The sequence below is a fragment of the Rhizobium sp. NLR8a genome, assembly GCF_019685235.1.
GTDB lineage: Bacteria > Pseudomonadota > Alphaproteobacteria > Rhizobiales > Rhizobiaceae > Rhizobium.
In genome coordinates this window covers 139,642-164,307 of the sequence record NZ_JABDWI010000009.1, presented here as the reverse complement: position 1 = coordinate 164,307, position 24,666 = coordinate 139,642, and the positions used below count along the sequence as shown (strand labels likewise).

Sequence of the window (24,666 nt, the reverse complement as noted above, 5' to 3'; positions counted from 1 at the left end):
GACGGACCAGGCGTGCTTGATCACCGCCCGCCAGTCGGCGAGAGCATGGGAGGCTCCAGATTTTGAATACGGCAAAGCACCCGTCTCGAAAGGAGACGGGCGACCTGTTTTTCGCCATTCAGTAAGGTCGACACGTTCAATGAACGCTATCAAGTAGTCGGATAGATCCGATCACGAACCCTGAATATCGGCTGCTCGATGTATTTGTAGGACAAGGCCGCCAACAGCAGCGTGATCGACGTGAAAGCCCAAAACTCAGTGAAACCATGCAACTGACGTTGGATGCCAAAATTTGGCTCCAGCCAAAGCGGTGTAATGACGAAAAAGAACGTGTAGTTCACGACCTGATGATAGACATAGGCACCGTAGCTACGCTTGCCTATGAACACTAGGACGGGATTTTCCATCACCGTCGCTGCGGTTTTCGCGCCGCCAACAGCGAAGAAAAATATAAGCGATGAGGCGATCATATAAACCGGCACATCGGCAAGCGCTTTTCCAACAAGGCTACTCCGAAACGCGAATATTCCTTGGCTCATCTCTGTATATGACAGCAGGCAGAGTGCCGCGATGCCAACCACCATCATCGCCGAGAAGCTGCGCGACACCGCTGGGGTAATCCGAACTGTCGAGGTGATGATGGCGACCGCTGCGCCGGCAGCAAGTGAATCCAGATTTCCGAGCGTGACCAGAACGTTCGCCTGGCCAAGATCGGCGTACCAGGCGAAAGTACGCCAGCCGATCGCGACCGCAAATGCCCCGAATAGCGAAAGCTTCCAAGCATTCGGCCGGAAGAAGATAACGATCGGGGCCCAGAAAACGTAAAACTGCTCTTCAACTGCAAGCGACCACCACGGAGCGGCTGGTCCGTAAGTTCCGATATCATTCCGGAGCACCACATTTGAAAGATTTTGCACGAAGAAGACGTGATAAATCGCATCCTCCCGCACAGCACCATTCAATCCCATGCAAATGACAAATGCGAGCGCCAGATAATAGATAGGCTGGATTCGGAAGAATCGCCGACCATAGAAGCCTTTGAGAAGCTGTACCCCCTCAATCCGAGGTCTTCGGCGAGCCAGGCCTATGAGTATTCTCGTGATCAAAAACCCGCTGATCACGAAGAATATTAATAGGCCGCCCCGCCCCCATTCGGCGACTTTGTTGAGATAAGGGATTGGTGACCAATGAGCCATCAGCACCAAAAGCAATGATATTGCTCTAAGCCCATCCAATCCACGTATGCGACCGCGCGCTTGTATCTCCGACTCCCGATGTGCAAGAGCATCCAACGTCCAATCCCTCCGTCTCTCGGCGGGAATAGCGCAATCATGCCGGGATTGGAAGCGCCCCCAAAGGTTACTCGCGTCAGAGTTTATTGTTTGCGGGGTGTCACGATGGCCCAGTTGGCGCGCTTGCTCGCCCGGCTTCACACCGTTGGTGCTGCCGTAGCAGATCGTCCACGGCTGGCCTTGAGTGGCCGGGTCCGGATAGGCGTGCTGCCGGAGCCCTTCGAAGCTTCCGACCAATGCAACTGCCATCGCGGCTGCGGCGCTACCTTTCTGCAGGCGGTTTGCCATTCAGTTCTCCTGAGATTTTCTGCTGGACGAAGACGCGGGCGACGATCGCCGCCGCAGCGAAGAGCCCCGATGCCGTAGACATGCCAATCTGGATGTAGAGGTTGCGCGACACCCAAGTTGCGGCGACGAAATTGATCACGGGCTCAAGGACTATGAAGAGCAGCGCCAGCGCCATCAGACGGACGGACCAGGCGTGCCTGACCACGGCGCGCCAGTTGTGGACGAGCATCGGGAACTCCGGAGGGCTGTGGATAAACCCGCCTCCCGAACGGAGACGAGTGTTGAACTGTGGCTCCGCGGCGACCCAATAAAGGTACCGCTCAGTACAATAATCGTTGTCTATTGCTAAAGTTTTCTCTTAAGGGTAGTCGAGGGCCGGAATACGGCTAAAGCGGTGCCGCTCTGTATGTCGTGTTCCCAGATTTGCCGGGGCCAGTGGCAGGAGTCACGGCCTGTCTAGCCTTCAAGACTCTCAGGTTTCGAAGATCGAATTAGATGGCCGCACAAGCTCGTTCAAAAATAAGTGCTCGCACTTTTTTCGCTTATCTTGTGAGCCTCGCACTGCTTGCGTTCCTGGTTAGCTCGATCAGCTGGCAAGATACTATTCGTATACTTAAGGAAGGCGTTCACCCAGCATCTCTGTGGCCATTTTCGATTACGGCTCTCTTGATTGCCGTGATATACGGTTGCCGTTGGCAGCTGCTGATAGGTGGAAAACTTAACAAGAGCACCTCTCTTATAGCCTCCATTCTCTGCCTCGGCGGCAATATGTTTCTCCCTGCAAGAGGTGGAGATCTGTTGCGAGTCCACTACAGCCATGTCGTAGGCCGAATAGCTCAAGCCGAGGTATTTGGCAGTCTAATGGTTGAAAAGGTAATCGATCTGATTACGATCGCTGCCGTCGGCGTATTAGCTGCTGTAATCCTAACACTATCGATGGATTCCGCCCACACTGACATACTATTTGTTTCAATATCTTCGGCTCTCGGACTTGCATTCGGTGCAATTGTGCTAGTGAAATACTTTAACGCGCTTCTCCTGAGATGGGCCCGCGCGGTATTCACTTATTTCGGGCATGAATCCTTCTTTAATAGACATGTCGCAGTGCTAATACGCAGCGTGGGTGAGCAAATGACGCTCAACAACCTGTTCTCTCCCAGCATTCTTACATTGTTAATGTGGTTGTCAGCGTACGCTCTCTCGTATGTGTTTGCCGCACAATTTGTGGGAGTGGCACTCAGCTACGAAGAGGCGCTCGTCGTGTTGTTCGCAGGGGCTCTAGGCCTGATGCTTCCTGCTGCACCCTCTGGTATCGGAACTTTTCATGCTTCAGTAGTTTCTGCATTCATTCTCCTGGGGCGCTCATCCGCTGAAGGCTTTCTTGTAGCGACAGCTATCCATCTCCTATTTTTCACAGCTTATGTCCTGCCGGCAGCGATCCTTTACGGCCGGTGGCGCTTGGCGCGCGTCTTGCAAAGTTAGAACTAATGAGAGAATATTTCTATTCCCTTCTCCGGAAGTACCTGGAGCTTTTTATACTTCCTCAAAATTCCGTCGTAGAAATCGATCCTGCTTCGTCACTTCTAATAGGTGCGATGCCCCAAGGTCGAGTCGCGTTCCGTCCAGAGTCTAGCGAAAGCCCCTCCGCTGAGAGCTTTCGAGAAAATGCAGTGCTTCCTTATCAACAGCTTAAGCAAACCTGCGCCGAATACTTAGTGATCGGTGGACTTATCCACTATGAACGCGACATTCAAAAGCTATTCGCCGATCTGCATAAGGCGTGCCATCCGGAAACCCGCCTCGTTCTTACCTATTATAGCGCCCTATGGCGACCTTTGGTTAATCTCGCGTCGGCCCTGGGCTGGCGAGGCAACTTACCTGAGGCAAACTGGTTAGCGCATGAGGACGTTCGTAACCTGCTGGAACTCGAAAATTTCGAGTTGATCAGCTTAGATCAAAAAGTCCTAGTCCCGCTGTATATTCCGCTCGTCAGCAACTTTATCAACCGTTACATCGCCCCTCTGCCAGTATTCAGAAATCTTTGTCTTTTGAACATCGCCGTCGCAAGACCTATAGCGATGAAAGAAGTCGACGCGCCATCCGTCTCAATCATCGTGCCCGCTCGAAATGAGGCCGGCAATATCGACGCAATTGTCAGGCGCATTCCACCCATGGGGCCCAAAGACGAAATTATCTTCGTCGAGGGCAATTCAACGGATGAGACCTGGAGTGCGATCCAGGCCGCACAAGCCCGCTATGGATCAGAGCGTAGAATTCTAATTGACCAGCAAGAAGGAAAGGGAAAAGGGGACGCTGTTCGAAAGGGATTCCGCCTTGCTTCGAATGAAATCCTTATGATTCTTGATGCAGATATGACCGTTCCACCCGAGGATCTTCCAAAATTCTACGCTGCGATTAAGGACAACAAGGGCGAATTCATCAACGGAACCCGGCTTGTGTATCCAATGGAGAAGAAAGCGATGCGCTTCTTCAACCTACTAGGGAACAAGTTTTTTGCTATGGCCTTCTCGTTTGTTCTCGGCCAACGGTTCAAAGACACCCTCTGCGGAACAAAGGTTATCAGTAGGTCCAATTATCTGAAGCTCGCCAGAAATCGTTCCTACTTCGGCGATTTCGATCCATTTGGAGATTTCGATCTAATTTTCGGCGCGGCAAGAATGGGCCTCAAGATAGTTGAGGTTCCAATCTGCTATCGCCAAAGGCTTTATGGAGAAACAAATATTTCTCGTTGGCGCCACGGCGTTATCCTATTGGCGATGCTCGCCTTTTCTGCTCGGCGAATAAAGTTCATCTGAGATGAAGATCGAGAATACAGAACTTTACGATCATGACCTAGCAACGACTTTGGAGAATCGTAACCGACTTCAAAGCAATCGCAATCTAATGCTTTGGTATCGCGAACTGTACTCACAGTTGTTCGACGATATCCCAAACTTTTCTCAGAAAAAGGTACTAGAGATAGGTAGCGGCACATCACCACTGAAAATATTCCAGCCGCATGTAACAACTACAGACGTCCTCAATCTCGAATATTTAGACATCGTTTTTGATTGTCATAACATCGCAGACTTACAGGATATCCCGGACCGCAGTATTGATGTGATCACCATGACAAATGTACTACATCACCTGCGTGATCCTATTTTCTTTCTAAGCGGCGCAAGCCGAAAGCTTAAGAAAGGGGGGCAGCTGGTACTCGTTGAACCTTTTTTCTCTGCCGTTTCCTTTCCCTTGCTTAAGTTCTTCCATCATGAACCGGTTAATTTCCAAGTTTCGCAACCCGTTCTAGACACGATTGAAGGTCCCCTATCGTCTTCAAACCAGGCAATGCCCTATATGATGTTCTTTTCGCGTCACGATTGGCTAGCACCATTGTCAAATCAATACGATTTAAAGGCGACCAAACTAGGTTATTTTACGAGTATCGCCTACATGGCGACTGGAGGCATATCCAGAGTATTTCCGGTACCACACTGGCTTTATCGGCTCTATCTCCCGCTTGATAGGCGGCTTGCCCGTACGTTTCCCAGACTGTTCGCGTCGTTCTTTAGCGCGCACTTGATCGCAAAGTAACAACGATGAACACAACGATCATCTCCATCGCCAATCTGCTGTATAGGTATTGTTTTCCGCTCTACCACCCAATCTATCGCGTATGGAAGAGCTATTCAGATCGGACTGAGCGAGCGCTACTACGAGAGCTTGTTGGGCCTGACATGACGATTGTGGATGTGGGTGCAAATATCGGGGTTTACACTCGCTTTCTGTCAGGCCTTGTCGGCAGCCGTGGGATTGTGCATGCCTTTGAGCCCGCCCCCGCGAACTATCATAGACTAAGAGAAAATTTGCGGAACCTGGGCAATGTTCGATTTAATCATGCTGCGGTTGGGGAGCGAAGCGGAGCTATCAAACTCTTCATATCTGACGAGTTAAATGTCGATCATCGTACCTTTGACAGCGGTGACGGTCGACAGGCAATCAGTGTCCCAGTCATGAGCCTCGATCAGTATTTCCCAAGCGGAACGCGCGTAGATCTGATTAAAATCGATGTCCAAGGCTACGAACTCAGCGTGTTGCGGGGCGCTGAGCGCGTGCTGCAGGAAAACGTGAATATCAAGATTTTGATGGAGTATTGGCCTTACGGCCTCTCAAAGGCCGGCGTGGATGCGGCAGCTCTCCTCACCTTTATCGATCGACTTGATCTGGAAATACAAATGATCCGCGGTGCTGCTTTGCATAATTTTGACGGCGCTCAGTTTGACCCGCAGGACGCCAGCCAATACTGCAATCTGATCCTCAGCAAACGCTCGCGTCCGTGAGGCCACCAACAACTTAGGACGAAAACACATGCTATCGACCAGCAACAAAATCAGGATTGCGCGCTCTATTTCGACGGCAATTCTTTGGGGGCGCGGTCTTTTTCACCTTCCGTCAGAGCTTATCGCCGTGCGGAGGGGAGTGACTTGGTCTATCGACCTCAAGGAAGGGATAGATCTGGCAATCTACGTCCTGGGTGGTTTTGAGGTGCAAACTCTGAAGCTCTATGCGCGGCTAGTGAACGAAGGCGATGTCGTTCTCGATATCGGCGCAAACATCGGAGCACATACCTTGCCGTTGGCACAACTTGTCGGAGCACGCGGCAAGGTGTTTTCCTTTGAACCGACCGCTTTTGCATTCCGAAAGCAGAAGGCGAATATCGCACTCAATCCAATGTTATCGCCGCGTATCAGCGCCCATCAGATGATGCTCATGGCAACAACTGACACTAAATTGCCTGACGCGGTGTATTCGAGTTGGCCGCTAGAAACTACAGGCGATCTGCATGTTGAACATCACGGCCGCCTGATGGGTACAGTTGGCGCGGCTATGAGTACACTTGATGAATTTGTTGCAGCAAACGGGATCGATCGCATTGATTTCGTTAAGTTGGACGTTGACGGAAACGAAAGCGATGTGTTGCTTGGCTCCAAGGCAACAATAGAAAAGTACCAGCCTAAAATTCTATTGGAGCTTGCGCCGTACGTATACAAATCGCAGCCAGAAAAATTTGACGCGATTCTGAATTCACTCTGGAGCATGGGATATGAGATATCCGATGTTGCCAGAAATCGAAAACTACCGCGAAACCCGGACTTTGTTAGATCGGTCATCCCCACAGGCGGAGGATTGAACGTGCTCGCCACTAGAGATTGATACCGCGTAAAGCATTTCCGCAGCCACTTTTTGGGGAATTTGGAATCTCAGGAGACATCATGAGCGACTACATTCAACGCGTGCCCAGGATCAGCAGCTTGGTTCTGCTGACTATTTCAGTTTTGTGCACGCACTGGATGGCCTTCTTGAATGAAGGGATATTTGCGGAAGACGCCGGCCTGTTCTCGTCACTATTTTTTAGAGACTGGAACGCAATCATGAACATGTATTCGTCCGCAGCTGTGCCAATGTTCACATATTACGTTTGGCCTCTATCTTATATTCCAAATGTTTTTCTTCTTAAATCTGTAGTAATTTTCGGCGTATACGTCGCTGTTATTTTTTCTTACCTTATCGCCTTAAGAAGCGGGTTTCTCAATGAACGAGAATCTTTTTATATTGCGCTTTTTTCGAACCTGCTACCAATAACTACCGTTACAGTAATAATCACATACTCAACTTACTTCAACGCCTATGCGTTATTCTTGGTGGCGACGTACCTATTTATCTCAGTTGAACGGATTCGTGGAGGCCTTCACTACCTCTCCAGAGGGGCATCCCTCCTTATTTACTTTGCGTCATTTACACTTAATTCTTTGCTTGTACTTTACGCCGCTGCTTTCCTCCTTGCATACCTCGTCCACAGTAACGACGCGGCCCGGCGGGTTGGCTTACGAGGGTTCATATCCACATTTTTTTCATTCTGCAGATCAAAACTAGATTTTGCAGCTCTTCCTATCGCATATTGGGCGTATAAGGGATTTTATTATGAGAAAACTGGTCTTTACAAGAATTATAACAGCTTTGATATAAATCTCCCGAGCATCGCATATAATGCTTACCGATTCGTGGTTAACGGAATTGTAAAGCCTGTTGCGTTTAGACCTATTGCAATTTGGTTTGAGTTTAATTTTTATGTATTTTTTGCTGTTTTCATATATTCGATGTTCTTTGTCACTTTATTTTTCCTCCTGAGAACGCCACCCGCCGGGAATCCGGATATCGACAATCGGAGACCAGACGGCGGCCTTAAGATAGTAAGCTTTGGGCTCTTCTCACTTCTTTGCGGAACTCTTCCCTATATCCTTGTCGGAAAGAGTCCGGAGCTTGGGGTGTTGATGAGAAATGGGATTCTGATGCCCCTTCCCCTGGCCGTGATCGCGGTCGGTGTTTTGCGATTTCTGGAGCGAAAAACGCCTAGCTTGCAGGGCAAGAGAGCTTCGTTCGTGTTACTTCTGGTCGTTCTTACATTATTTACAAATCGGTGGTGGGGAAGTTACGCAGCTTGGCAGGCACGAGCGGCAAAAGACTTGGCGGTCTCGCAATATCTTATTGATAATCCACAATGGTCGACTTTTTCGAACTATTGGATCACCGACAAGTTTCCGATGCCGGGCGAGGCCTCGGAATATGGGTTTGCTGATTATACCTCGAAATTTCACATCATTTGGGGCGGACAGACCAGGATGGCATTTACGCCTCATCACATAGAGTTCTTCGGCATCGACTCGGCGCCAGGCGTAAAGCCAGTTCATTCGACGAACCCCGCTCGTATCGCTTTTTTCTGCGACGCCTGGGCCAGCGCAAAAGATATCGATCTGAGTGGACCGCAAGCTGAGCTTGAAATATCATCCAAAAAAATCTCGTGGGATAACGCATCTCTCGCATACGAGTATCTATATTTTCGCTTTATCAAATCTAGCGAGTTGAAAGCCCACTTAAGTGGCTTGGTAAATGTGACGCTGCGAGCACTTTGACAGTATAGCGGTGTGTGAGACGCCGAGACGCCGGCATTTCCTCACTACCGCTCTTTGTTATTGGCCGGACCGATTTAGCTGCGGTATTTAATGACCTTCGCCGGTGAACCAACTGCAATTGCATAGTCCGGGATGTCCGTAGTTACCACGGAATTTGCCCCGATTACCGCTCCAGTCCCTATCGTAACGTTCATCAATATTTTGGCGCCAGCGCCAATCCAAACATCGTTACCAATTTCGACAAAACCGATTTCGGCCTTCTGAAGCCTGATTGGCGTATCGCGCCTCATGCCGTGGCCGTGATCGATGATCTGGACATCAGAGCCGATTAGGACATCATTGCCGATTGATATCCGGTTTTTCGCCGTAATGATGTTGCGCCGGCCGATTACGGTGTTGTTGCCGATAAAGACTTTGGGCTCTGGCATTGTAAGTTGAAAGAACGACTGGTCTTGGATCGTGACGTTATCGCCAACTTTGAAGATGGCATGACCGACTAGGCGAAACTCAGCGCTGGGCTTCACCACGAGATTCTCGCCGGCCGCGGTGAAATAGCGGAAGCGCTTATAAGCAGTAACGAGCCGTTGGATTATGCCGCCTCGATTGCGATACGATGCCTTGTCGACCTGTGCCATTTCTACTCCCGGCGTGATAGCAGCATGTCAAACACAGGCGTGGAGCTTATTCAAGAGCTCCTTCCGCAAGGGAGATGAAAGCCATCGGTCCAGATCCAGATGCTACCGGTTGACCCGCCCAACGTCATACGAATTTGCCGACTCGTATTTGTCCATATCTCCTGCGATCCCACTGCAAAACCGCTCGCTACCTGGATAGAGCCGACGTTGGCGCCGTCACTGCCAGCGCCGGCTACAAGGGCACCTTGTGCAGGGTCTGATAGCAGAGCCGCGTTGGTCGTTGCCGACGATGTGAACTCGAAGCGCAGCTTCGCCTTGACCTTAACCCCATTTGGCACTGTCAGCGCCAGGAGTGCCGAAGTCGTAGAGATAGCAGCACCGATCGCATCCTTGACCGGCATCACGAACGTATATTCGTCACGTGGATACAGGACAAACGGCCGAATGTTCGAACTTCCATCGGTCAGCACGACGCCGATGCATTTGACGATGGTATAGCCGGTGAGCAGTGTCGTGGTGATGCCGCCGATCGTCGCTGAGGTCGAGAAAACCACGTCGAAAGACAGGTCGGCGTCCTTGCGCAAGGCATAGGCGAAGTATGTCGCATTTGCTGCGACGGCGCCGGCATCGAGGCCGCCCGCGCCCGTTCCTGCCGCAAATGTTCCCGTCACCCTTTTGGTGAACGACGCCGCGCTGGAAACGAAACTCGACCCCGACCTGGCCGAGCCGGGGGTGAAGTCGATATGGGTGTTCGGGCTGCTACCGTTGTTGGAAGGGATGAGGCCGACGACGAAATCCCCTACAGCCGAACTATCGGCTTTACTCCCGATCCTGGTGGAAAGCTTATCGGTGAAAAAGGCGGCACCCGAACTTGTGATGTTGACGCTATAGCCGTTCTTGAGAACAAGCGTTGCCGCACCATCGATTGTCTCCGAGCCGGAGGGATCAATCGTCACGTCGCCGCCATCGGCAATGACGCAATAGCGCCAGTTTGCGCCGAGCGTTGCCGCTGCGTTGAGGGTGAGCGTCACGGCTTGGGTAAAGCGATGGACCGCATTGTCGTCGGAGGCCACCGCCGTGTAATCGCCCGACTTCGCCGCATAGACCAACGCCTTGTCGAAGCCGACGTCGACGCCGTTCTGCGTGAACCCTAAGAGCCCGCCACCCTTCAGATAAAGGCCGGTTTGCGGGTTGGTGGCGAAGCCGATGCCGGGCGCCGAAACCGTGCCGCTTGCCGCCTTGAGTGGCGCTGTCATCGGCGCCGAGCCGTCGCGCGGCAGCGAGTTGGTAACTTCGTTGCCAAGGTCGACGGTCAACGCGTTCCATGGCGCGGGATCGATGACCTGGCCGACGGAGGGTGTCGTGCCGGCGGGTTTCGAATAGACGCCGGTTGATGGGTTTCTGGGCATTTTACCTTGCTCCGAAAGGAAGAGGCCCCGAGATTACGAGGCCCAAAGTTGTGCAGTAGTCAAATTGCCGGCGGCGCCATGGTGGCTGCTCCCGGCGCCGAGCGAGCTTTCACGAGTTGCTGCCCTTGAAAGCCTGAATCGCGCCTGTCACCGGCCATTTTACAGCCGCGCCAGGAGCGCATTCACGAGCGCGGCCCCTGCCCCTTCGCGGCCTCTGTTCATCGTCTCCCGCGGATTGCCGGAAGCCGGCCGGGGCGTCGGAATGGGCGGGGTGTCGGGCAGAGCGAAGGGATCGGCCGCGCCTTGCGTCTGAAACTGTGGCATGAAGCTCCGGGCTCTGGTGAGCCGGTGGGCGACCTCCTCGTTCCCCGGCTCATCGTAGCCTTTAAAAGCCCAGGCTCTGTTCATCAGGCGTTGCCCTTCCTCGAGCGATTTGGCGGCGTTCAGTCTGGCGATCAGACGAGGATCCTCCTGCAGGAAGAATTCGGCCTGCGTCTGCGGGCTGATCTCACCTGGCTTTTCGCCTTTCTGGGCGGCAAAGTCATAGAGCGCTTGCAGGCGGGCGTTTCGCCACGACATGATGCCGCCTGATGTGCCCTGTTTTCCGCTCTGGCTCGGGTCGGACCAGGAGCCGTTGGCTCTCTCGGTCGAGAAGCTGCTTTCGGACTGGCCGGTCGAGGCAACCGCCGCCAGACCATAAGGGTTGGTCACCTTGATGATCGATCCATCCCGCTGCTTATAACCGTTCTTCACAGTGTCCATGAAGCCGTTGAAGACATCGGCGTCGGCGGCTTGCTGGCGATGATTGCCCATTGCAGCGCGCCGGTCGCGGTGGCCGGGTCTTGACGTGGGAACGGGCACCTTGCCGGGCGGAGCGAAGGGATCGCCGACAGCTTGGGTCGGCGCCGCTGCCGGCTGCTGGCGGCGCTCGTCCGTCGTCAGCTGCGAATCGAGATAATCCGGCCTCGGCGTGGGAACAGGCCCGTTGGCCGGTACGGTAGCGAAGGCGGCGGCCTCCTTGGGCTGTGCCGCGATTGCCGCTTCAATCATGCTGTCGGGATAAAGATCGCCCGATGGTCCCTGCTCCTGAGTGATCAGGGCACGCATAAACTTCTTTGCCATTACCGGGTCGGTCAGGCGCAAATCGTCGTCAGGGCCGATGCCCATGGATCGCGCGATGTTGGCCGCCGCCGTAAAGGAGTTAGGCGTCCAACCGGCGTTTCCAGCGATGATCTGATTTGGCGTCAGCATGCCTTTTCGATACTTCCTCATGACCTGCCAGAAATTGTGCTCCATGCCTGCTTCCGGCGTGGCATAGACGACCTGCGGATCGCCCTGGTCAGTGTTCTCGGAAGGGCCGATGATACCTGGCCTGTGCTGGCCGACGTATTTGAGATTGGCGGGATTATTGTTGCGCATGCCGGCTGGCAGCTCGGTGCGACGAACGGGATCGGTTAGAATGGTTTGAAGCTCTGCCCGGTCATTTGCGGATCCGGCACCGCCACCGCCAGCAGACGGCGCCGCGGGCTGTTGGCGGCGCTCGTCGGTTGTCATCTCTGGGTCGCGATAGCCGGGTTTCGGCGAAGGAATGGGTTCACGCGGCAGAGCGATGGCATCGTCGCCGGGCTGATCGGCCGCCATCTGCGGCGCCGGGCGATAGTCGGTCGTGACCATTGGGTCGCGATAGGGTCTCGGCGTCGGAATGGGTCCGTTGTCGGGCAGCGGCGCGAAGAGACCGGCATCGGGCCGAGCAGGCGCCGCCGCGGGCTGCTGACGGCCATTGCTCGCCGCCGGAAGCGGGGCATAGAGGGGTCTATCACCGGGAACAGGCGGGTTGCCGGGCAGCGGTGCGAAATTGTCGTTGCCGGGTTCATCAGCCCCCATCTCCTGCTCTTGCCGGCGCATCGCCAGCCCTCCCATCAGGGCCTGGACAAGGCGCGCCGCGCCCTGCCACGGAGATTGCACCGGGCTCGCATCCATGCCCTGCTGCAGCATGGCATGGGCCAGCCGCTTGCGCTCGTCGCTGATCTCATTTTGCTTCTTGCTGGTATCGCCACCAAAGAGGAAACCCCTCATGCCACTGCCCTTTCGTAGTTGACACGGTCGAAGCCGTCTGCATGTTCGAACACTGCGTCGGGGTGAATCTCGCGCACATCGTCTGACATCAGGCCGATCTGCATCGGACCGCCCTCTTTGTAGCGGAAGGCGTAGACCGGCAGGCCGTTGTCCAGCGTGCCGACGCGGCGGATGTCTTCCTTTAGCCGCCGGTCGGATTTCGCCCAGCCGCCGAGCAGCGAGCCGCCGAGGCCGAAGAGGCCGCCCATGGCGGCGTTCGATTGGGCGAGCTGCTGGTTGTAGAGGCCCATCTTCTGATTGAAGTTTTCGTTGATCAGGCCGGCCTGGTCGACCGTCGGCAGCTGGGTGGCCGGCGTGTTGACGTAGCTCGGCTGGTGCACCTGCGAGCCGGACATCAGCGCCGAGATCTCGTTCAGCGGCTGGTTGCGCTCGGTCAGGATCGAATTCTGCGCATTGGAATACATGTCGCCGAGATATTGGTCGGAGGCGGCCTGCTTGCGGGTGGAGAAATCGCGCATGGCGTTGTCGTAAGCCGCCGAGCCCATCGCGATGCCCTTGTCGGCGAGGCTCTGCTCGAGGCTCGCCTGGTCGCGGTTCCATTGGTCGTCGAAGCCGGAGCGCCAGTGATCGTTGACATATTTGTCGACATTGCCGGCGCTGAGGTCGACATTGGTGCCGAGGATGCCGGAGACCTTGGCGGTCTGGTCGTTGGCGAGCCTGGCAAGGCCGAGCTGCGTCTGCTGAGTCTGGTCGTAGATCGCCTGGTTCTCGGGCGAATAGGTCTGATAGGCGGAATAGGTCGGCAGCCTGTAGGTCTTGCCGTTCTGGTCGGTCATCGTCTGATAGCCGCTGACCCTGTATTCCAGCGAGCCGTCGGGCGTGTACTGGTTGGTGTGGCTGAGGCCCGCATTGGCGATGGCGGTGTCGACGTTGGTGGCCGTCTGCGCCGCGGCGGTCTGGGTCGGATCAGGCGCCTTGGGGGCCTTTGGCGTGGAGACCATGGGGAAAATCCTCCTTCATGATGGCGTAAAGCAGGCCGTCGCAATCGCCGAAATAGCCGCGCTGGCGGCCTTCCGGCTCAGCGCCCACTCTGGCGAGCAGCCTCTGGGCGCTGATGTTGTCGGCGCGGGTGCGGCAGGTGGCGCGGCGGCAGCCCAGCTGGTTGAAGACATAGTCGAAGACGGCGCGCATCAGCGTCAGCGACAGCCGGTCGGCGGCGAGCGAGATCTCGATATCGTGCTCGGTCCAGACGTTGAAGACGAAGCCGGCGATGATCCGGCCGCGCTCGACATGGGCAAGCGTGGTGTAGGGCGGGTGGAAGGTGACACCGATCCTGGCGCCGACCCAGGCGGCGATCTCGGCACTGGGTTCGCAGACGATCAAATCGGCGCGCCCCTCTCGTAAAGCAGCGAGCCGCCGACGACAGCGGCTTCCGAGACCGAGCCTGACGAGCCCGAGATCAGCGCCCGGATGGTGGGCGCAAGCGCCGAACCGGCGCCGCCGGCGGAGGCGAATTTGCGCACCAGCGAAAGGCCAGGGAATTTCGAAATACCCCAGATTGCCGTTCCCCATTTCGCCGCTGCATTGTTCTCGACCGACGACAGAAGCGCTGTCGGCACTTTCGTCTGATAGTCGACCGAGATGCCGCCATACATCAGAGTGGACACGCCGATCTCGGCCGTCACCCCGATCAGCTTCGAAAGCTTGGTCGAGAGCCCGTCGCCGAAGCGGCTCCAGGCGCCGACCATCAGCGCGTCGATCGCCGCGCCATTGTCGTTGGCGCCGACTTCGGCCTCGTAAAGCGTGCCGTCGGCGGCGCCGAAGAACAGCCGGTCCTGCCAGCTCGCCCAGCAGGAAGCGGGCATGCCGACGAAGCGGCACCAGGCACCGGTCTCGGTGTTCATCACATATTGATAGGGGCCGAAGGAAGACGGCAGGTTGACGATCGCCATTTGCCGCGCCGGAAAGCTCGAAAGCTGCCATTCCTGCGAGGTCGTACCGGTCGCCGCGACGGTCGCGCGCCATGTCGGGCCGATCCTGGCGGTAATGGCGCCGAGGCTGGCGGCGCCGCGATCGAGCTGCACCGCCTTGGTGATCGGCACGATGCCATCGGTGGTCATGATCGCGAGATCGGCGCCGACCGACAGCAGGCACCGATCGGTGCCGAGTGGCCGGCCGAGCTTGAAGGTGCCGATCAGGCCCCAATTGGCAGCACTGGAAGGATCGGAGCCCTGGAAGACGATCACCTCGCCTTCCGAGGAGATCAGCACCAGGCATTGCTGCAGGCCCGTCGACACCGGGATCGTCCAGACGTTGATCGCAACAAGCGTGCCGCCATATTTCATGTTGCCGCCGACCGGCAGCGCCGTCGCCGCGCCGCTGACGGCGTCGGTGGCGAGGTACCAGACATTGGTCGAGTTCTTTTCGATGAACCACAGTCGCGAGCGATAGGCGGTGACGGCGCAAAGCAGCGAGGCGTCCGATATGCCCGTGATCATCGTCGAGGCGACATAGGCCGTGGCGGCCACGCCCTTTTCCAGCTGAGCATTGGTCACCGTTCCGGTGACGGTGACGGTGAGCGTGCCGGCCGCCGGCGTAAAGGTGAGCGACACCCGGTTGCCGGCGCCGGTTCCGCTCAGCGTGCCGGCGAAAGCGCCGGAGAGGGTCACCGAGCCGGTGCCGAAGAAGCTCAGCGTATAGGCGGTGTTGCGCACGGCGACATTCTGGGTGGCGAGTGCCGCCGTGCCGACCAGGAAATTGTTGGTCCAGGAGGTGCCGTTGAAGATCAGCGGCGTGTCGAGGCCGTTGACGAGACGCAGGAATTCCTGGCCGGCCGGGTTGGTATATTGCTGCACCGACCAATGGGCGCTTGCGAGGCCGGAGACGACAGGCGCGCCGGCCGCACCGCCTGCCGTGACGTCGAAGATCTTGTCGCCGGCGGCGGCAAAGAGCCTGTTGCTCACGCCGGAATAGGGAATGACCGTCTGCACGTCGGCGCCAAGGCCGGTGGCGAAGGCGAGGAAGCCGTAGCGGGCGCGGACGCGGTTGGCCTCGGGAAAGAAATTGTCGAGCTGGAAGGCTGCGTCTTCGGGCATATCGGCCATCTCGACATCGGTTCGCCAGCCGCCGATCGGCGCGATCCAGTCTTTGCCTGGCGAAACGCGGCGGGTGCGGCCGTTCGGAGGGACAGGTCTGCGGGTCATGGCGTCACCGTGATCGTGCCGGGCCAATAATTCTCGAATGCCTGTCCCCTCGCCGGCAGCGAAAGGTCGACAGGGCCTGCGGCACGATCGGCGCCGATGGCGGCTTCCTTGGCTCGTTCGAAAGAGGCAAGCTCCTCGCCGTAATCGAGGCCCTTCGCCCGCTTCCAGCGCCAGATCAGCGAGAGTTCGAGCAGCTCTTCGGGAAAGAGCGCCGTGTCGGTGTCGTTAGCCCAGTTGGCGGCAGTGGCCGCGCCGCCGTTCACCGCCACCCAGAAGCCGGAGACATAGGCATATTCGATCGTCTCACCCGCAACATTCGGGTAGATGTCGAGCCTGCCCGCCGCCATGCGCCAGATCTGCGGCACCGGGTTGGCATTGAGGATGGTCTGGCGCTGCCAGGTCTGCGGCTCCACCGGGCCGTTCAGCGCTGAGAGGCGAGAGACGTTCCAGATCCGCGCATTGGCGGCGAAGCGATCCCAGTCGGAAGGGGGCTCGGCCGGCTCGGGGACGGTACCGGTCGCTTGGAATTGCCGCCGCACCATCAGCGCCGACCAGTCATGGGCCCGCATCAGGTCGCGGCCGGCGCGGGTGGAGAGGATGCGCAGCTGCATGATCTGCGGATCCGCCGACGACATGACGGCCGTCGGCGGATCGAGGTCGATCTCCGCGCAGACGTTCTGAATGATGGTCAGCAGCGACATGCGGGCGATCTCCGGTTGAGGTTTCGAATGCTGGTTCAGGCGGCGCGGCTGCGGCCCTTGCCCTCGCCTTCCCTGTCGAGCGCCTCGAAGCGCAAGGCCATTTCCTTCATCTGCTCCTGCAGCCGGCCGACCTCGCCCTTCAACCTTTCGTTTTCGGCGGCAAAGGCGGAAGCGGCGCTGGAGTTCTCGGCCGTTGCAAGATAGGCGCGAGCAGCCGCGGTCAGCTCGTTGGCGCCCATGCCGACCTTCTGTTTGGCCGTGTCGGAGAGGGCGGCGAGCTGCTCGACGGTGTAGATGTTGATCGCCTCCAGCTCCTTGATCTGGCTCGGCTTCAGATAGGGCCATTGCGCAAGCGGTGTGCCGGTCAGCTGCTCGCGAGCGGCGGCGCCGTCCTTGAAGCGCTTATAGGCGTCGGCAAAACGCTGTTTGTCATTGTCGGTGACCTCGCGATAGACCTCGGTGTGCTTGTCGCCTGCGATGAAGATGCGGACGAATTCCTTGTCGGCAAAGATCGGCCGGCCCTCCTTCTCGGTCAGAAAGGTCTGCTCGACCGGCTCGAGGCTGAAGGAGGCATAAATTCCGGTATGGCTGTCGGGCATGGTGCTTGCTCGCTGTTGATGGCGGGGAGATTTGGATGGACGGTGGGAGCGCCCCTCCTCGTCATCCTCGGCCTTGTGCCGAGGATCTGCTGCAGATGCTCGGGACAAGCCCGAGCATGACGAAAGAGAGGTCGGAGCAGCAGTCTCAACAGGCGCCGAAGCGCCCATTGACTGACGTGGTTTAGTTCACCTTCGACAGGAACGGCCGCATCAGCGTCGCCTCCAGCACGCCGGTCGCCGTGATGGTGATGCCGGTGCCGTTGGCGGTGGCGTTGGCCGAGAGCGTGATGCTCTGGACGACGCCGTTCGGGCCGTAGGTGATGCCCGCAATCGTCGTGCCGCCCGGAATTCCGGTGCCGGCAACGGCCGCGCCGATGAACGGACCGGACCCGGCATTGAGGCCGGAGAGATTCGTCAGCACGGGAGAACCGTTGACCGTCGTTGCCGCAAACGTCTGGTTGGCGGCAGCAAAGTTGACGTTGGCAATCGCCTTGGTGCCGACGGTCGCCGAGGCAGGCGCGCTTGCCTGGCCCGCCGTGGTGGTCGTTTCGGCAACGACGAGGGCCGCCGTTGCACTCGCCACCTGGGCCGGCGCCTGGCCGTTGCGCTGCAGCCAGACATAATAGGTGCCGGGCTGAAGCGTCACGGCGCCAACCGGCCCGCCCGTCAGCGTCGGCGGCTGGGCCGCACCGGAGAAAACGCCGCAGCGCTGGCCGACGACGGCGGCGGCCGTGGTCAGCAGCGCGGCGACATAGTCCCGGCTCCACTGAAACCATTGGCCGGGCTGCAGGGTCGTCTGAGAGGCCAGCACCAGCTGGCAATAGACCCATTCGGATTCACGGTCGCCGCCGGCGATCGCGCCGAGGGCGAAGTTCGGTCCCGGAATGCCGGAGCCGGCGACGATCGGGCCTTCGACGACGAACGGGTTCGCGCCAAGACGATCGGTCTGAGAAGTTGCGATGGTCATGGATGTTGATCCTTTCGTTCGATCAGGCGAACAGCACGCCCTGCAGGAAGGCGTTGTTCATGGTGAGGTTGCCGGCAAAGCCCATCAGCTGCACGAAGGCATCCTGGTTGGTGTTCATGCGTTCGTCACCGATCGGCGCCATGTCGCGGTCGCGGTGCGGCCGGTAGAACAGGTATTTGGTGTTGAGGAAGAACATCTGGTTGAGAGGCGCACCGCCGCCGAAGCCGCCGTCGAAGATCACGTCGGCGCCCATATATTGCAGCGACTGGAAGCCGGCCATGCCCTTGTCGGCCGAGGTGATGCGCTGGATCGCCTGCAGCGATTCCCAGTAGAGGCGGAAGAAGTTGTTGTCGGCAACGACGAGATCGGGCGCGTCGGAGCCGCGCACGCAGGACATGTAGAGCCGGTTCATGTAGCTCTGGATGTTGGCATTGGTGGCGGCCGCACCACCATCGGCGGAGGCGGAGAATTTCTGGTTGCGCCAGAAAACCCAGGTGGCGCGCGAGATGCCGCCGACCGTGCCGGAGGTCGGCGAGGTCGAGATCAGGAGCTGCAGGCCGCCGATCTGCCGACCGCCATCGGCCGTGCCGTCGGAATAGCAGTCGAGCGCGATATTGTTCTTCAGCGTCGTCTCGGCATTCTCGATGCGCTGCTCGAGCAGATCGAGGATCGCATCCTCGCCGGAGTTCTGCAGCTGTTCGAGGCCGGACATGGAGACGGCAACCGCGGCCTGCTTCAGGTCGTATTCGGCGGCGGTGATGACGTCGGAGGGCTGGACGTTGAGGATGTCGTAGCCGGAATAGCGCTTGAAGGTGCTGTTTTCCTGATACTGCAGCTCCTGGACGATGGTGCGACCGCCGGAGACGGGCTTCTTGCGGCCGCGGCTGTTGAGACGGGTGAGAAGACCGTTGTTCTTGGTCACGTCGTCGGCGACCGTGCCGCTGCGGTTGCGCAGCGTCGTGGTGACGATTTCAGAGAGGTTGGGCGAAATGGGCATTGATCATTCCTTTGATCAGACTTGACCGCGCGCGGAACGCATGGCGTCGCGAAGCGAGTCTCGGATTGACGTGGGCTGGCCTCTTGCCGCATCGCGGGTCGGGCCCGGAGCGGAAGATCCAGAGATGGATCGCGAGGCCCGGCGGGCTTGATCTGCCGCTGCGGCCCTCTGGGCTTGCTGCTGGTGGACGAAAGCCGGCGCAGTCTGGCTGATCAACTGCTGGCGGATGTCCGGACGCATCCAGCATGCGGCGTCGTAGGCGTCCTGAAGTGTCGATGCTCGCCCCGAATTGATGAGGGCGACCATGTCGTCGAGAACGTCTTCGGCATGGGCATTTGCCGGATCGGAAAGAAAGGCATCGACCTGAGTTTCGGTGTCCCTCTTCCTCAAAACATGTTCGACCGTGGCCTCGACATTGATCGGCCCGGTCTGGCCCTGCTCATGGCGTTGCATCGCCTCCCCTGCCCGGCCGTTGACCAGGGCGTGAAGATTGACGCCGGCCACCTTGGCGACGTGAAGCACGGTGTTGACGGGATCGCGGATCAGCGCGTTTTCCCACTCGATCGCCCGGCGCATAACATCGGCATGGGTCATGCCGGCCTGGCGCACGATCGGGGTGAACTCCTCGAGCCCCTTGTAATCCTGGAGGACGCGGAAGCCGCGATCGACCTCCTGCTCGCGTTTGGCGATCGCCGCCTGCACTTCGCCGGGCAGGCTTGAAAACTGCGCTTTGGCCTCCGCCGACCAGCCGGGCGGCACCCGGTTACCGGGGACGGCGGACTGCTGGCGACTGTCAATCTCGCCTGTCTGCTGTGGGCCATGAGCCCCCGGGGCCGCCTGCCCTGTCCGGGCAGCAGCGGCCTGCTCCTGCCCCTTGGGCAGGAAGCGGCCATTTTCGCCGTCGCGCGGCTGGCCCGGCAGATCGCCCGGCCCACCTTCGACAGTGTCGATCGCAGCCTTCAGGCTGTCGCGGACGCTGACCGGCTTTTCCGAGCCAAAATCTTCGCTGCCGTTGCCGGCCTCGTTCAGGTCTTCCATATCCATCTTGGGATTTCCTATTTCGGGGATTGATGCCCGTTCAGGTTCAGGCGTTGTATTCGGCGTAGACCCGCCGCAATTCGTTGCGGATCGCCTTTCGGTCCGTCTTCGGCTTTTCGATCGGCTGCGGCTTCTCATTGCCGATCTCGACGACGCCGGCCGCCTGATAGGCGGAGCGCAGCTTGGCTTTCGAAGTGTAATGCCGGCCGTCATGCATCGACTGGATCTCGATGTTGTCGCTGACGAAATGCGGCGCGGGCAGGTCCGACCGCGCGAGGTTTTTCACCGGCATGCAATTGTGCGGCCAGGCGTCGAGCGCGTGCCAGCCGCCGCAGACGCGGCAATAACGTTCTCTCATGCTGTTGCTCCCGGGCTTATTGATAGCTCGCGCGCATCTGGTCGATCGCCTGCGCCGCCGCCTCGCCGCGCGCCTGTTCCAGCATGGCGCGATGCTCGATCTCGGCTTGCGCCACGCCAAGCTCGGCTTTCCGCTGTTCGGCACCGGCCTTCACCTCAGCCGTCTTCAGCTTGAGCATCTCGGCGGGCGAAGGCTGCGGCTGCGGTTCCGGTTTCGGCGCGGTCGCAGCCTGGGAAAGCTGGGCGCCCACCTGCTCCAGCGTGCTTTCCAGCTGACGGCCGGCCCGGAAGCCGCGGGCGGCAAAGAGCAGCGTCTCGACCATGACGGGGACGAGCATCGGGTTCTGCTGCGCCATCGCGCCCGCCTGCTGGATGAAGCCGCCGACCATCTGGACGAATTCCATGCGCCGCTGCTTTTCGGCGTCCTCGTCGGGCTCGATCGTCGAATCCGTCTCGATGTCGATCTGGAAGCCGCGAATGCTGTCGTTGCGCAAGAGCTGCACCACCTCGTCGATCGTCGGCTGGCCCATCATCCGTTGCAGCTGCGGCGGCAGTTCCGGCGGCGTCATTGCGGGGGGCGCCTGCGCCGGCTGACCCATCTGCTGCGCCCGCATGGCCGCCTGCCCGGCCGCCATCTGCATCTGCTGCAGCTGCATCTGCACCTGCTGTTTCTCCGCCATGCTCGGCAGCTTGATGCCGCTGACCAGCATCAGCGTTTCCGGCTGGAACTGGTCGCAGATGATTTCGCCGGCAAGGCGGATAATGTCGCGGGCAAAGCGGGCGAGCTCGGCCTGGCGGTCGCGAATGCGGATCGAGCCCCACTGGCTCTTGATGCGCTGCGCCGTCGCAGTCTCCGAGGCTTGGGTGTCGCCGCGCACGATGTCCGATATGCCGGTGATCTGGTAGACGTCCTCGATCAGCTGCTTGCGCGCCGCCATGCAGGCGACGATCACCTTCTGCACCTCGTCGATCGGCAGCGTCACGACAGCTTTCGAGCCGCCCTTGTCGGTGAAGGCAGCCCATTCCGGGATCGGCACCATCACCATGTCGTTGTCGGGCCGCATCGCCTTCTCGATCGCCGGCGAGATGGCGCCGTCGCCGGAGGGATAGAAGACTTTCAGCCGCAGCTGATCGGTCAGCTTGTTGATGCGCCGGGTCAGAAGATCGATTTCATCGCATTGCTGCTGATAATAAACATAGTCGGGAACCGGGATCAGCGAGCTCGTCGACATCGTGCCATAGGCCGGGCGCGGGCAAGGCCAGAAATGCGTCAGCTCCAGCGGCGGCTCGGAAACTTCGAGCGCGACGGGCGAACCGTCAGCGATCCAGATGGTATAGTTCTCGCTCTTGCACCAGATCTCCCAGACATGGGTCCTGCCTTCGTTTTCGGCGCGCTCGGCCTGGCTTTCGCCCTTGCGGGCGCCGGCAGCCTGGGCCGCGCCTGACGCCATCGCCTCACGGCCGAAGCGCTTTTCCATCTCCTCGCCGCTCATCGGCACGCGCCGCGCCACCCAGGTGACATCCTTCCAGCGGCGGGCCGGCGAATGCAGGAAATCCGACCAGTGGACATAGTCGATGCAGACGCGCTCGTCGGCAATCGTTTCGAGGGTTGCGCCCAATCCGCCGGGCAAGCCGTTTTCCGCCGCCGGGTCCGAGGGCGCGACGCCCATGTCGAGCGGCTCGAAATCGGCCTCATAACGCAGCCACACCGTACCGCGGGCGCAGAGCAGGAAATCGTCGCGCACCGCCCGCATGATGGAGTCGAGATCGGCCTCGTCGCCAGCATAGGCGAGATTGCGCTCGACGATTTCCGAGGCGATGCGCGCGACGGGGTCGGCGTCCTTGAAGCGGCGCTCGACGACCGGCTGCGGCACGCGGGCATAGACGGCCGGCTGCAGCACCGCGGTATTGGCCCAGAGCATCGGGAAGCGGCGCTTGGCGGCGCTCGTCTGGTCCGCCTGCTGGTCGAGATAGATCTTCTCGATCTTGACGCAGCGGTCGTGCCAGGACTTGAAATAGCGCTGGGCGCGTTCGAGCTCCTGCTGCCAATGGGCGCCGACCTTTGCCGGATCCCAGTGCTGCCCGCCTTCCAAAACCGTCGTCTCGTCTTCCATCAAACACGCTCGCTCTGTCTCGGAGTGGAATCGGCAAATTCGTTGAATGTCATGGTCTGGAATGTCGGCAGCGGCTTACGCTCGGGCTTCAGCGGTTCGGGCGCCAGGCCAGTGAAGATGATGGCGAGACCGCCGAAAGCATCCGCCCCATGTGAAGCCCAGTTGTGCAGCGGCTCGTCGCGGAAGACGCCGAGATCCTCGTCCCAGTCCTTGCGATAGTTGCGCAGGCATTTGATGCCTTGGGCGCAGCCGGCCTGGTCGAATTCGACTTTCGCCAGGATGCGCCGGGTGCCGTTGATGCGGTCGTGGACATAGGCGCGCTCGACCTTGCGCACCGTGCCGAGGCCGCGCGCCCTGACCTCTTTCAGCATGATCTCGATGCGGGTCATGCCGCCGCGCGTCCATTCCCTGACCTTGATGTCATGCGGCATGTTGTGGACGCCGTAAACATAGTCCTGTTCGGCGGCGCGCCGCTCCAGCTCGTCGAGCATGCCGTCCATGCCGGTGCCGGTATGCTCGAAATAGCCGATCATCCTGACGCGGCCGGGCAGTACCTGGAACAGCCAAACGCTGTTGGTGTCGTCCATGCCGATGTCGGAGATTGTGTGGACGGGATAACCTTCCACATGCGGGAAGACACCGATACGCTCCTCGGCGTCGGCGATCGCCATCTGGTCGGCATAATAGGCGCCTTCGACGCTCGCCTCGAAAGCTTCATCAGGCGTCGAGGGATATTCGCGCTTCATATCGCCGAGCTGGATCTCGGCCTTCTTGACGTACCAGGCCTTCTGCCCCGCCGTCAGCGTGATCCCCTGCTCGGCAAGCTGACGAAAATATTTGACGAAAACGTCGCTGATGATGACACCCTCAGGGGCGATCGAATATTGCGGTTCCTTCCACCATGGAAAGAAGTGGAACTTGAAGTCGAGCTCGGTCAGCTCAAGCGCCTGGCGCTGCTTGACCTGGGCATCCTCGCAGAGTGAATAGAAATGCCCCTCCTGACCTTCCGCCGTGCTTTCGACGAAGACCATCTGGCCGGCCTGCACGGTGTTCAAGGCGCCGGTCCGGACTTCCCGCGCCTTGTCGGGATATTTGGCGCAGAGCTTTCCATATTCGGAAATATGCAGATATTGCAGCGTGCCCGAGCGCAGCGACGTGCCGACGCGGATGCTCGAATTGTTGGCGAGCAGCAATTCGCTCTGGTTGGTCCTGATAACAGGCACGGCGTTGCGGATGCCTTCGGGCAGATTGTCATAGGGATATTTGATCTTGTCCCGGAAGATCGTCTGCACGTCGCCGAGCGTATGGGCGATGGTGCCGGCTCTTATATCCCGGTTGAAGACGCAGGCATCGAGCATGAAGATCTGGATGAAGGTGGTCAGCCCCAGCTGGCGGGCCTTCAGGAGCACGTTGAGATAATGCATCTCCTCGAAAAGGCTCGTCTGCATCATGTTCATTTCGAACCTGACGCGGCGGCCCGCCTTGTCGGTGATCCAGTAGAGATTGTTCAGCCGCCAGCGCCAGTCGGAAAACTGGTCAACCGCCGCCTGGAAGTCCGCGCGTCCTGCCATTGACCGCCTCCAGCAATTGCGAGACCTCGCTCGTTGCGCCCTGTTCAGGCTCCATCTTGGCGCCGTATTTCTTCGGTCTGAGCTTCTCGGCCACCCACTGACGGGTGGCGATGCGCAGCTGCGAACGCCGGATCGCCTCGCCGTTCTCCTGCCAGCCGGTGATCTCGCCGGCCGCATTCTTCTTTTCGATCCAGTCGTCGCTGCTGTTGTCGGCGATTTCGACCATCTCGTCGACAAAGCTGTCGGCCATGATCTCGCGGGCCAGCGCATAGCGCGCCCGGAACGCCGCCTTGTCCTCGTCCGCCAGCCAGGAGAGCACCGTCGATTTCGCCGGCATGTCCTCGTCCCGGCAGATGGAGCGCAGGCTTTCCCGGTCGGCGATGCGCGCGCAGATTTTTTCCGCCAGCGCCTGGCTGAACTTGCTCGGTCTGCCCATCGATCCGTGTCT

General features: G+C 58.7%; 23 protein-coding genes and 1 pseudogene. 6 read left to right on the top strand and 18 right to left on the bottom strand.

Features of this window, described 5'->3' with window-relative positions; all coding sequences use genetic code 11:
• Positions 1-149: 149 nt before the first annotated feature.
• The 3 genes and pseudogenes from HJC04_RS18625 to HJC04_RS18615 all read right to left on the bottom strand — a co-directional run bounded on the left by HJC04_RS18625 (position 150) and on the right by HJC04_RS18615 (position 1,809).
• On the bottom strand, positions 150-1,433 hold the full coding sequence (locus tag HJC04_RS18625) for an acyltransferase (RefSeq protein ID WP_311043572.1): 1,284 nt from the start codon (positions 1,431-1,433) through the stop codon (positions 150-152).
• Positions 1,419-1,580: pseudogene (locus tag HJC04_RS18620) on the bottom strand (glycoside hydrolase family protein); the annotation flags it as partial. The pseudogene HJC04_RS18620 and the gene HJC04_RS18625, both read right to left, overlap by 15 nt.
• A complete protein-coding gene (locus HJC04_RS18615) occupies positions 1,555-1,809 on the bottom strand; it encodes a hypothetical protein (protein WP_221122617.1) in 255 nt (84 codons plus the stop codon). The gene HJC04_RS18615 and the pseudogene HJC04_RS18620, both read right to left, overlap by 26 nt.
• Before the next feature lie 266 nt (positions 1,810-2,075).
• On the opposite strand from HJC04_RS18615, the gene HJC04_RS18610 reads away from it, so the two are divergent.
• The 6 genes from HJC04_RS18610 to HJC04_RS18585 are packed head-to-tail and all read left to right on the top strand — an operon-like array spanning position 2,076 to position 8,551.
• Positions 2,076-3,062, top strand: coding sequence for a lysylphosphatidylglycerol synthase transmembrane domain-containing protein (locus HJC04_RS18610; RefSeq protein ID WP_221122616.1), 987 nt, complete (start codon positions 2,076-2,078; stop codon positions 3,060-3,062).
• A 5-nt stretch (positions 3,063-3,067) separates the two neighbouring features.
• A complete protein-coding gene (locus HJC04_RS18605; protein ID WP_221122615.1) occupies positions 3,068-4,396 on the top strand; it encodes a glycosyltransferase family 2 protein in 1,329 nt (442 codons plus the stop codon).
• Between the two features lies 1 nt (position 4,397).
• Positions 4,398-5,174 (top strand): bifunctional 2-polyprenyl-6-hydroxyphenol methylase/3-demethylubiquinol 3-O-methyltransferase UbiG, encoded by a 777-nt coding sequence (locus tag HJC04_RS18600; RefSeq protein ID WP_221146807.1) that lies wholly within the window; start codon positions 4,398-4,400, stop codon positions 5,172-5,174.
• A 5-nt stretch (positions 5,175-5,179) separates the two neighbouring features.
• Positions 5,180-5,920 carry an FkbM family methyltransferase gene (locus HJC04_RS18595; RefSeq protein ID WP_221122613.1) on the top strand — a complete coding sequence of 247 codons (741 nt, stop codon included), beginning with the start codon at positions 5,180-5,182 and terminating at the stop codon, positions 5,918-5,920.
• 28 nt (positions 5,921-5,948) lie between these two features.
• The gene (locus tag HJC04_RS18590) at positions 5,949-6,794 is read left to right on the top strand and encodes an FkbM family methyltransferase (RefSeq protein ID WP_221122612.1); all 846 of its coding nucleotides are present in this window, start codon (positions 5,949-5,951) and stop codon (positions 6,792-6,794) included.
• A gap of 59 nt (positions 6,795-6,853) precedes the next feature.
• Entirely contained in the window at positions 6,854-8,551 is a 1,698-nt protein-coding gene (locus tag HJC04_RS18585) for a hypothetical protein (protein ID WP_221122611.1), read from the top strand.
• A gap of 74 nt (positions 8,552-8,625) precedes the next feature.
• Here the strand turns inward: HJC04_RS18585 and HJC04_RS18580 are convergent, their stop codons facing one another.
• The 15 genes from HJC04_RS18580 to HJC04_RS18510 all read right to left on the bottom strand — a co-directional run bounded on the left by HJC04_RS18580 (position 8,626) and on the right by HJC04_RS18510 (position 24,654).
• Positions 8,626-9,186 (bottom strand): DapH/DapD/GlmU-related protein, encoded by a 561-nt coding sequence (locus tag HJC04_RS18580; RefSeq protein WP_221122610.1) that lies wholly within the window; start codon positions 9,184-9,186, stop codon positions 8,626-8,628.
• Between the two features lie 50 nt (positions 9,187-9,236).
• A complete protein-coding gene (locus HJC04_RS18575) occupies positions 9,237-10,595 on the bottom strand; it encodes a hypothetical protein (protein WP_221122609.1) in 1,359 nt (452 codons plus the stop codon).
• Between the two features lie 159 nt (positions 10,596-10,754).
• Positions 10,755-12,671 (bottom strand): hypothetical protein, encoded by a 1,917-nt coding sequence (locus HJC04_RS31810; RefSeq protein WP_259668895.1) that lies wholly within the window; start codon positions 12,669-12,671, stop codon positions 10,755-10,757.
• Positions 12,668-13,672 carry a tail fiber domain-containing protein gene (locus HJC04_RS18565; protein WP_210628742.1) on the bottom strand — a complete coding sequence of 335 codons (1,005 nt, stop codon included), beginning with the start codon at positions 13,670-13,672 and terminating at the stop codon, positions 12,668-12,670. The genes HJC04_RS31810 and HJC04_RS18565 overlap by 4 nt, the downstream gene beginning before the upstream one ends.
• A complete protein-coding gene (locus HJC04_RS18560; RefSeq protein WP_210628743.1) occupies positions 13,638-14,054 on the bottom strand; it encodes a GNAT family N-acetyltransferase in 417 nt (138 codons plus the stop codon). Before HJC04_RS18560 ends, HJC04_RS18565 begins: the two co-directional genes overlap by 35 nt.
• On the bottom strand, positions 14,051-15,874 hold the full coding sequence (locus HJC04_RS18555) for a hypothetical protein (protein WP_221146806.1): 1,824 nt from the start codon (positions 15,872-15,874) through the stop codon (positions 14,051-14,053). The genes HJC04_RS18560 and HJC04_RS18555 overlap by 4 nt, the downstream gene beginning before the upstream one ends.
• The gene (locus HJC04_RS18550; protein WP_221124252.1) at positions 15,871-16,575 is read right to left on the bottom strand and encodes a hypothetical protein; all 705 of its coding nucleotides are present in this window, start codon (positions 16,573-16,575) and stop codon (positions 15,871-15,873) included. The genes HJC04_RS18555 and HJC04_RS18550 overlap by 4 nt, the downstream gene beginning before the upstream one ends.
• Positions 16,576-16,610: 35 nt before the next feature.
• Complete coding sequence (locus HJC04_RS18545) at positions 16,611-17,174, bottom strand: hypothetical protein (protein WP_221124253.1); 564 nt, start codon at positions 17,172-17,174, stop codon at positions 16,611-16,613.
• Positions 17,175-17,355: 181 nt separating this feature from the next.
• The gene (locus tag HJC04_RS18540) at positions 17,356-18,141 is read right to left on the bottom strand and encodes a hypothetical protein (protein ID WP_221124254.1); all 786 of its coding nucleotides are present in this window, start codon (positions 18,139-18,141) and stop codon (positions 17,356-17,358) included.
• Positions 18,142-18,163: 22 nt separating this feature from the next.
• Positions 18,164-19,138: a phage major capsid protein gene (locus HJC04_RS18535; protein WP_221146805.1), complete on the bottom strand. Its 975-nt coding sequence runs from the start codon at positions 19,136-19,138 to the stop codon at positions 18,164-18,166.
• A 15-nt stretch (positions 19,139-19,153) separates the two neighbouring features.
• Positions 19,154-20,182 carry a hypothetical protein gene (locus HJC04_RS18530; RefSeq protein WP_221146804.1) on the bottom strand — a complete coding sequence of 343 codons (1,029 nt, stop codon included), beginning with the start codon at positions 20,180-20,182 and terminating at the stop codon, positions 19,154-19,156.
• Positions 20,183-20,222: 40 nt separating this feature from the next.
• Positions 20,223-20,534 carry a hypothetical protein gene (locus HJC04_RS18525; RefSeq protein ID WP_210628750.1) on the bottom strand — a complete coding sequence of 104 codons (312 nt, stop codon included), beginning with the start codon at positions 20,532-20,534 and terminating at the stop codon, positions 20,223-20,225.
• 16 nt (positions 20,535-20,550) lie between these two features.
• Positions 20,551-22,647, bottom strand: a complete 2,097-nt coding sequence (locus tag HJC04_RS18520) for a hypothetical protein (protein WP_221146803.1) — start codon at positions 22,645-22,647, stop codon at positions 20,551-20,553.
• The gene (locus HJC04_RS18515; RefSeq protein WP_221146802.1) at positions 22,647-24,218 is read right to left on the bottom strand and encodes a terminase; all 1,572 of its coding nucleotides are present in this window, start codon (positions 24,216-24,218) and stop codon (positions 22,647-22,649) included. The genes HJC04_RS18520 and HJC04_RS18515 overlap by 1 nt, the downstream gene beginning before the upstream one ends.
• Positions 24,184-24,654: a terminase small subunit protein gene (locus HJC04_RS18510; protein WP_210628753.1), complete on the bottom strand. Its 471-nt coding sequence runs from the start codon at positions 24,652-24,654 to the stop codon at positions 24,184-24,186. The genes HJC04_RS18515 and HJC04_RS18510 overlap by 35 nt, the downstream gene beginning before the upstream one ends.
• Positions 24,655-24,666 lie beyond the last annotated feature (12 nt).

Bases quoted from the DNA above. Each gene is read 5' to 3' on its own strand.
- HJC04_RS18550 (WP_221124252.1), bottom strand. From the start codon at position 16,575: ATGTCGCTGCTGACCATCATTCAGAACGTCTGCGCGGAGATCGACCTC.
- HJC04_RS18595 (WP_221122613.1), top strand. From the start codon at position 5,180: ATGAACACAACGATCATCTCCATCGCCAATCTGCTGTATAGGTATTGT.
- HJC04_RS18615 (WP_221122617.1), bottom strand. From the start codon at position 1,809: ATGCTCGTCCACAACTGGCGCGCCGTGGTCAGGCACGCCTGGTCCGTC.
- HJC04_RS18555 (WP_221146806.1), bottom strand. From the start codon at position 15,874: ATGACCCGCAGACCTGTCCCTCCGAACGGCCGCACCCGCCGCGTTTCG.
- HJC04_RS18600 (WP_221146807.1), top strand. From the start codon at position 4,398: ATGAAGATCGAGAATACAGAACTTTACGATCATGACCTAGCAACGACT.
- HJC04_RS18510 (WP_210628753.1), bottom strand. From the start codon at position 24,654: ATGGGCAGACCGAGCAAGTTCAGCCAGGCGCTGGCGGAAAAAATCTGC.
- HJC04_RS18515 (WP_221146802.1), bottom strand. From the start codon at position 24,218: ATGGCAGGACGCGCGGACTTCCAGGCGGCGGTTGACCAGTTTTCCGAC.
- HJC04_RS18525 (WP_210628750.1), bottom strand. From the start codon at position 20,534: ATGAGAGAACGTTATTGCCGCGTCTGCGGCGGCTGGCACGCGCTCGAC.
- HJC04_RS31810 (WP_259668895.1), bottom strand. From the start codon at position 12,671: ATGAGGGGTTTCCTCTTTGGTGGCGATACCAGCAAGAAGCAAAATGAG.
- HJC04_RS18535 (WP_221146805.1), bottom strand. From the start codon at position 19,138: ATGCCCATTTCGCCCAACCTCTCTGAAATCGTCACCACGACGCTGCGC.
- HJC04_RS18590 (WP_221122612.1), top strand. From the start codon at position 5,949: ATGCTATCGACCAGCAACAAAATCAGGATTGCGCGCTCTATTTCGACG.
- HJC04_RS18565 (WP_210628742.1), bottom strand. From the start codon at position 13,672: ATGGTCTCCACGCCAAAGGCCCCCAAGGCGCCTGATCCGACCCAGACC.
- HJC04_RS18545 (WP_221124253.1), bottom strand. From the start codon at position 17,174: ATGCCCGACAGCCATACCGGAATTTATGCCTCCTTCAGCCTCGAGCCG.
- HJC04_RS18520 (WP_221146803.1), bottom strand. From the start codon at position 22,647: ATGGAAGACGAGACGACGGTTTTGGAAGGCGGGCAGCACTGGGATCCG.
- HJC04_RS18580 (WP_221122610.1), bottom strand. From the start codon at position 9,186: ATGGCACAGGTCGACAAGGCATCGTATCGCAATCGAGGCGGCATAATC.
- HJC04_RS18585 (WP_221122611.1), top strand. From the start codon at position 6,854: ATGAGCGACTACATTCAACGCGTGCCCAGGATCAGCAGCTTGGTTCTG.
- HJC04_RS18530 (WP_221146804.1), bottom strand. From the start codon at position 20,182: ATGGATATGGAAGACCTGAACGAGGCCGGCAACGGCAGCGAAGATTTT.
- HJC04_RS18540 (WP_221124254.1), bottom strand. From the start codon at position 18,141: ATGACCATCGCAACTTCTCAGACCGATCGTCTTGGCGCGAACCCGTTC.
- HJC04_RS18605 (WP_221122615.1), top strand. From the start codon at position 3,068: ATGAGAGAATATTTCTATTCCCTTCTCCGGAAGTACCTGGAGCTTTTT.
- HJC04_RS18610 (WP_221122616.1), top strand. From the start codon at position 2,076: ATGGCCGCACAAGCTCGTTCAAAAATAAGTGCTCGCACTTTTTTCGCT.
- HJC04_RS18575 (WP_221122609.1), bottom strand. From the start codon at position 10,595: ATGCCCAGAAACCCATCAACCGGCGTCTATTCGAAACCCGCCGGCACG.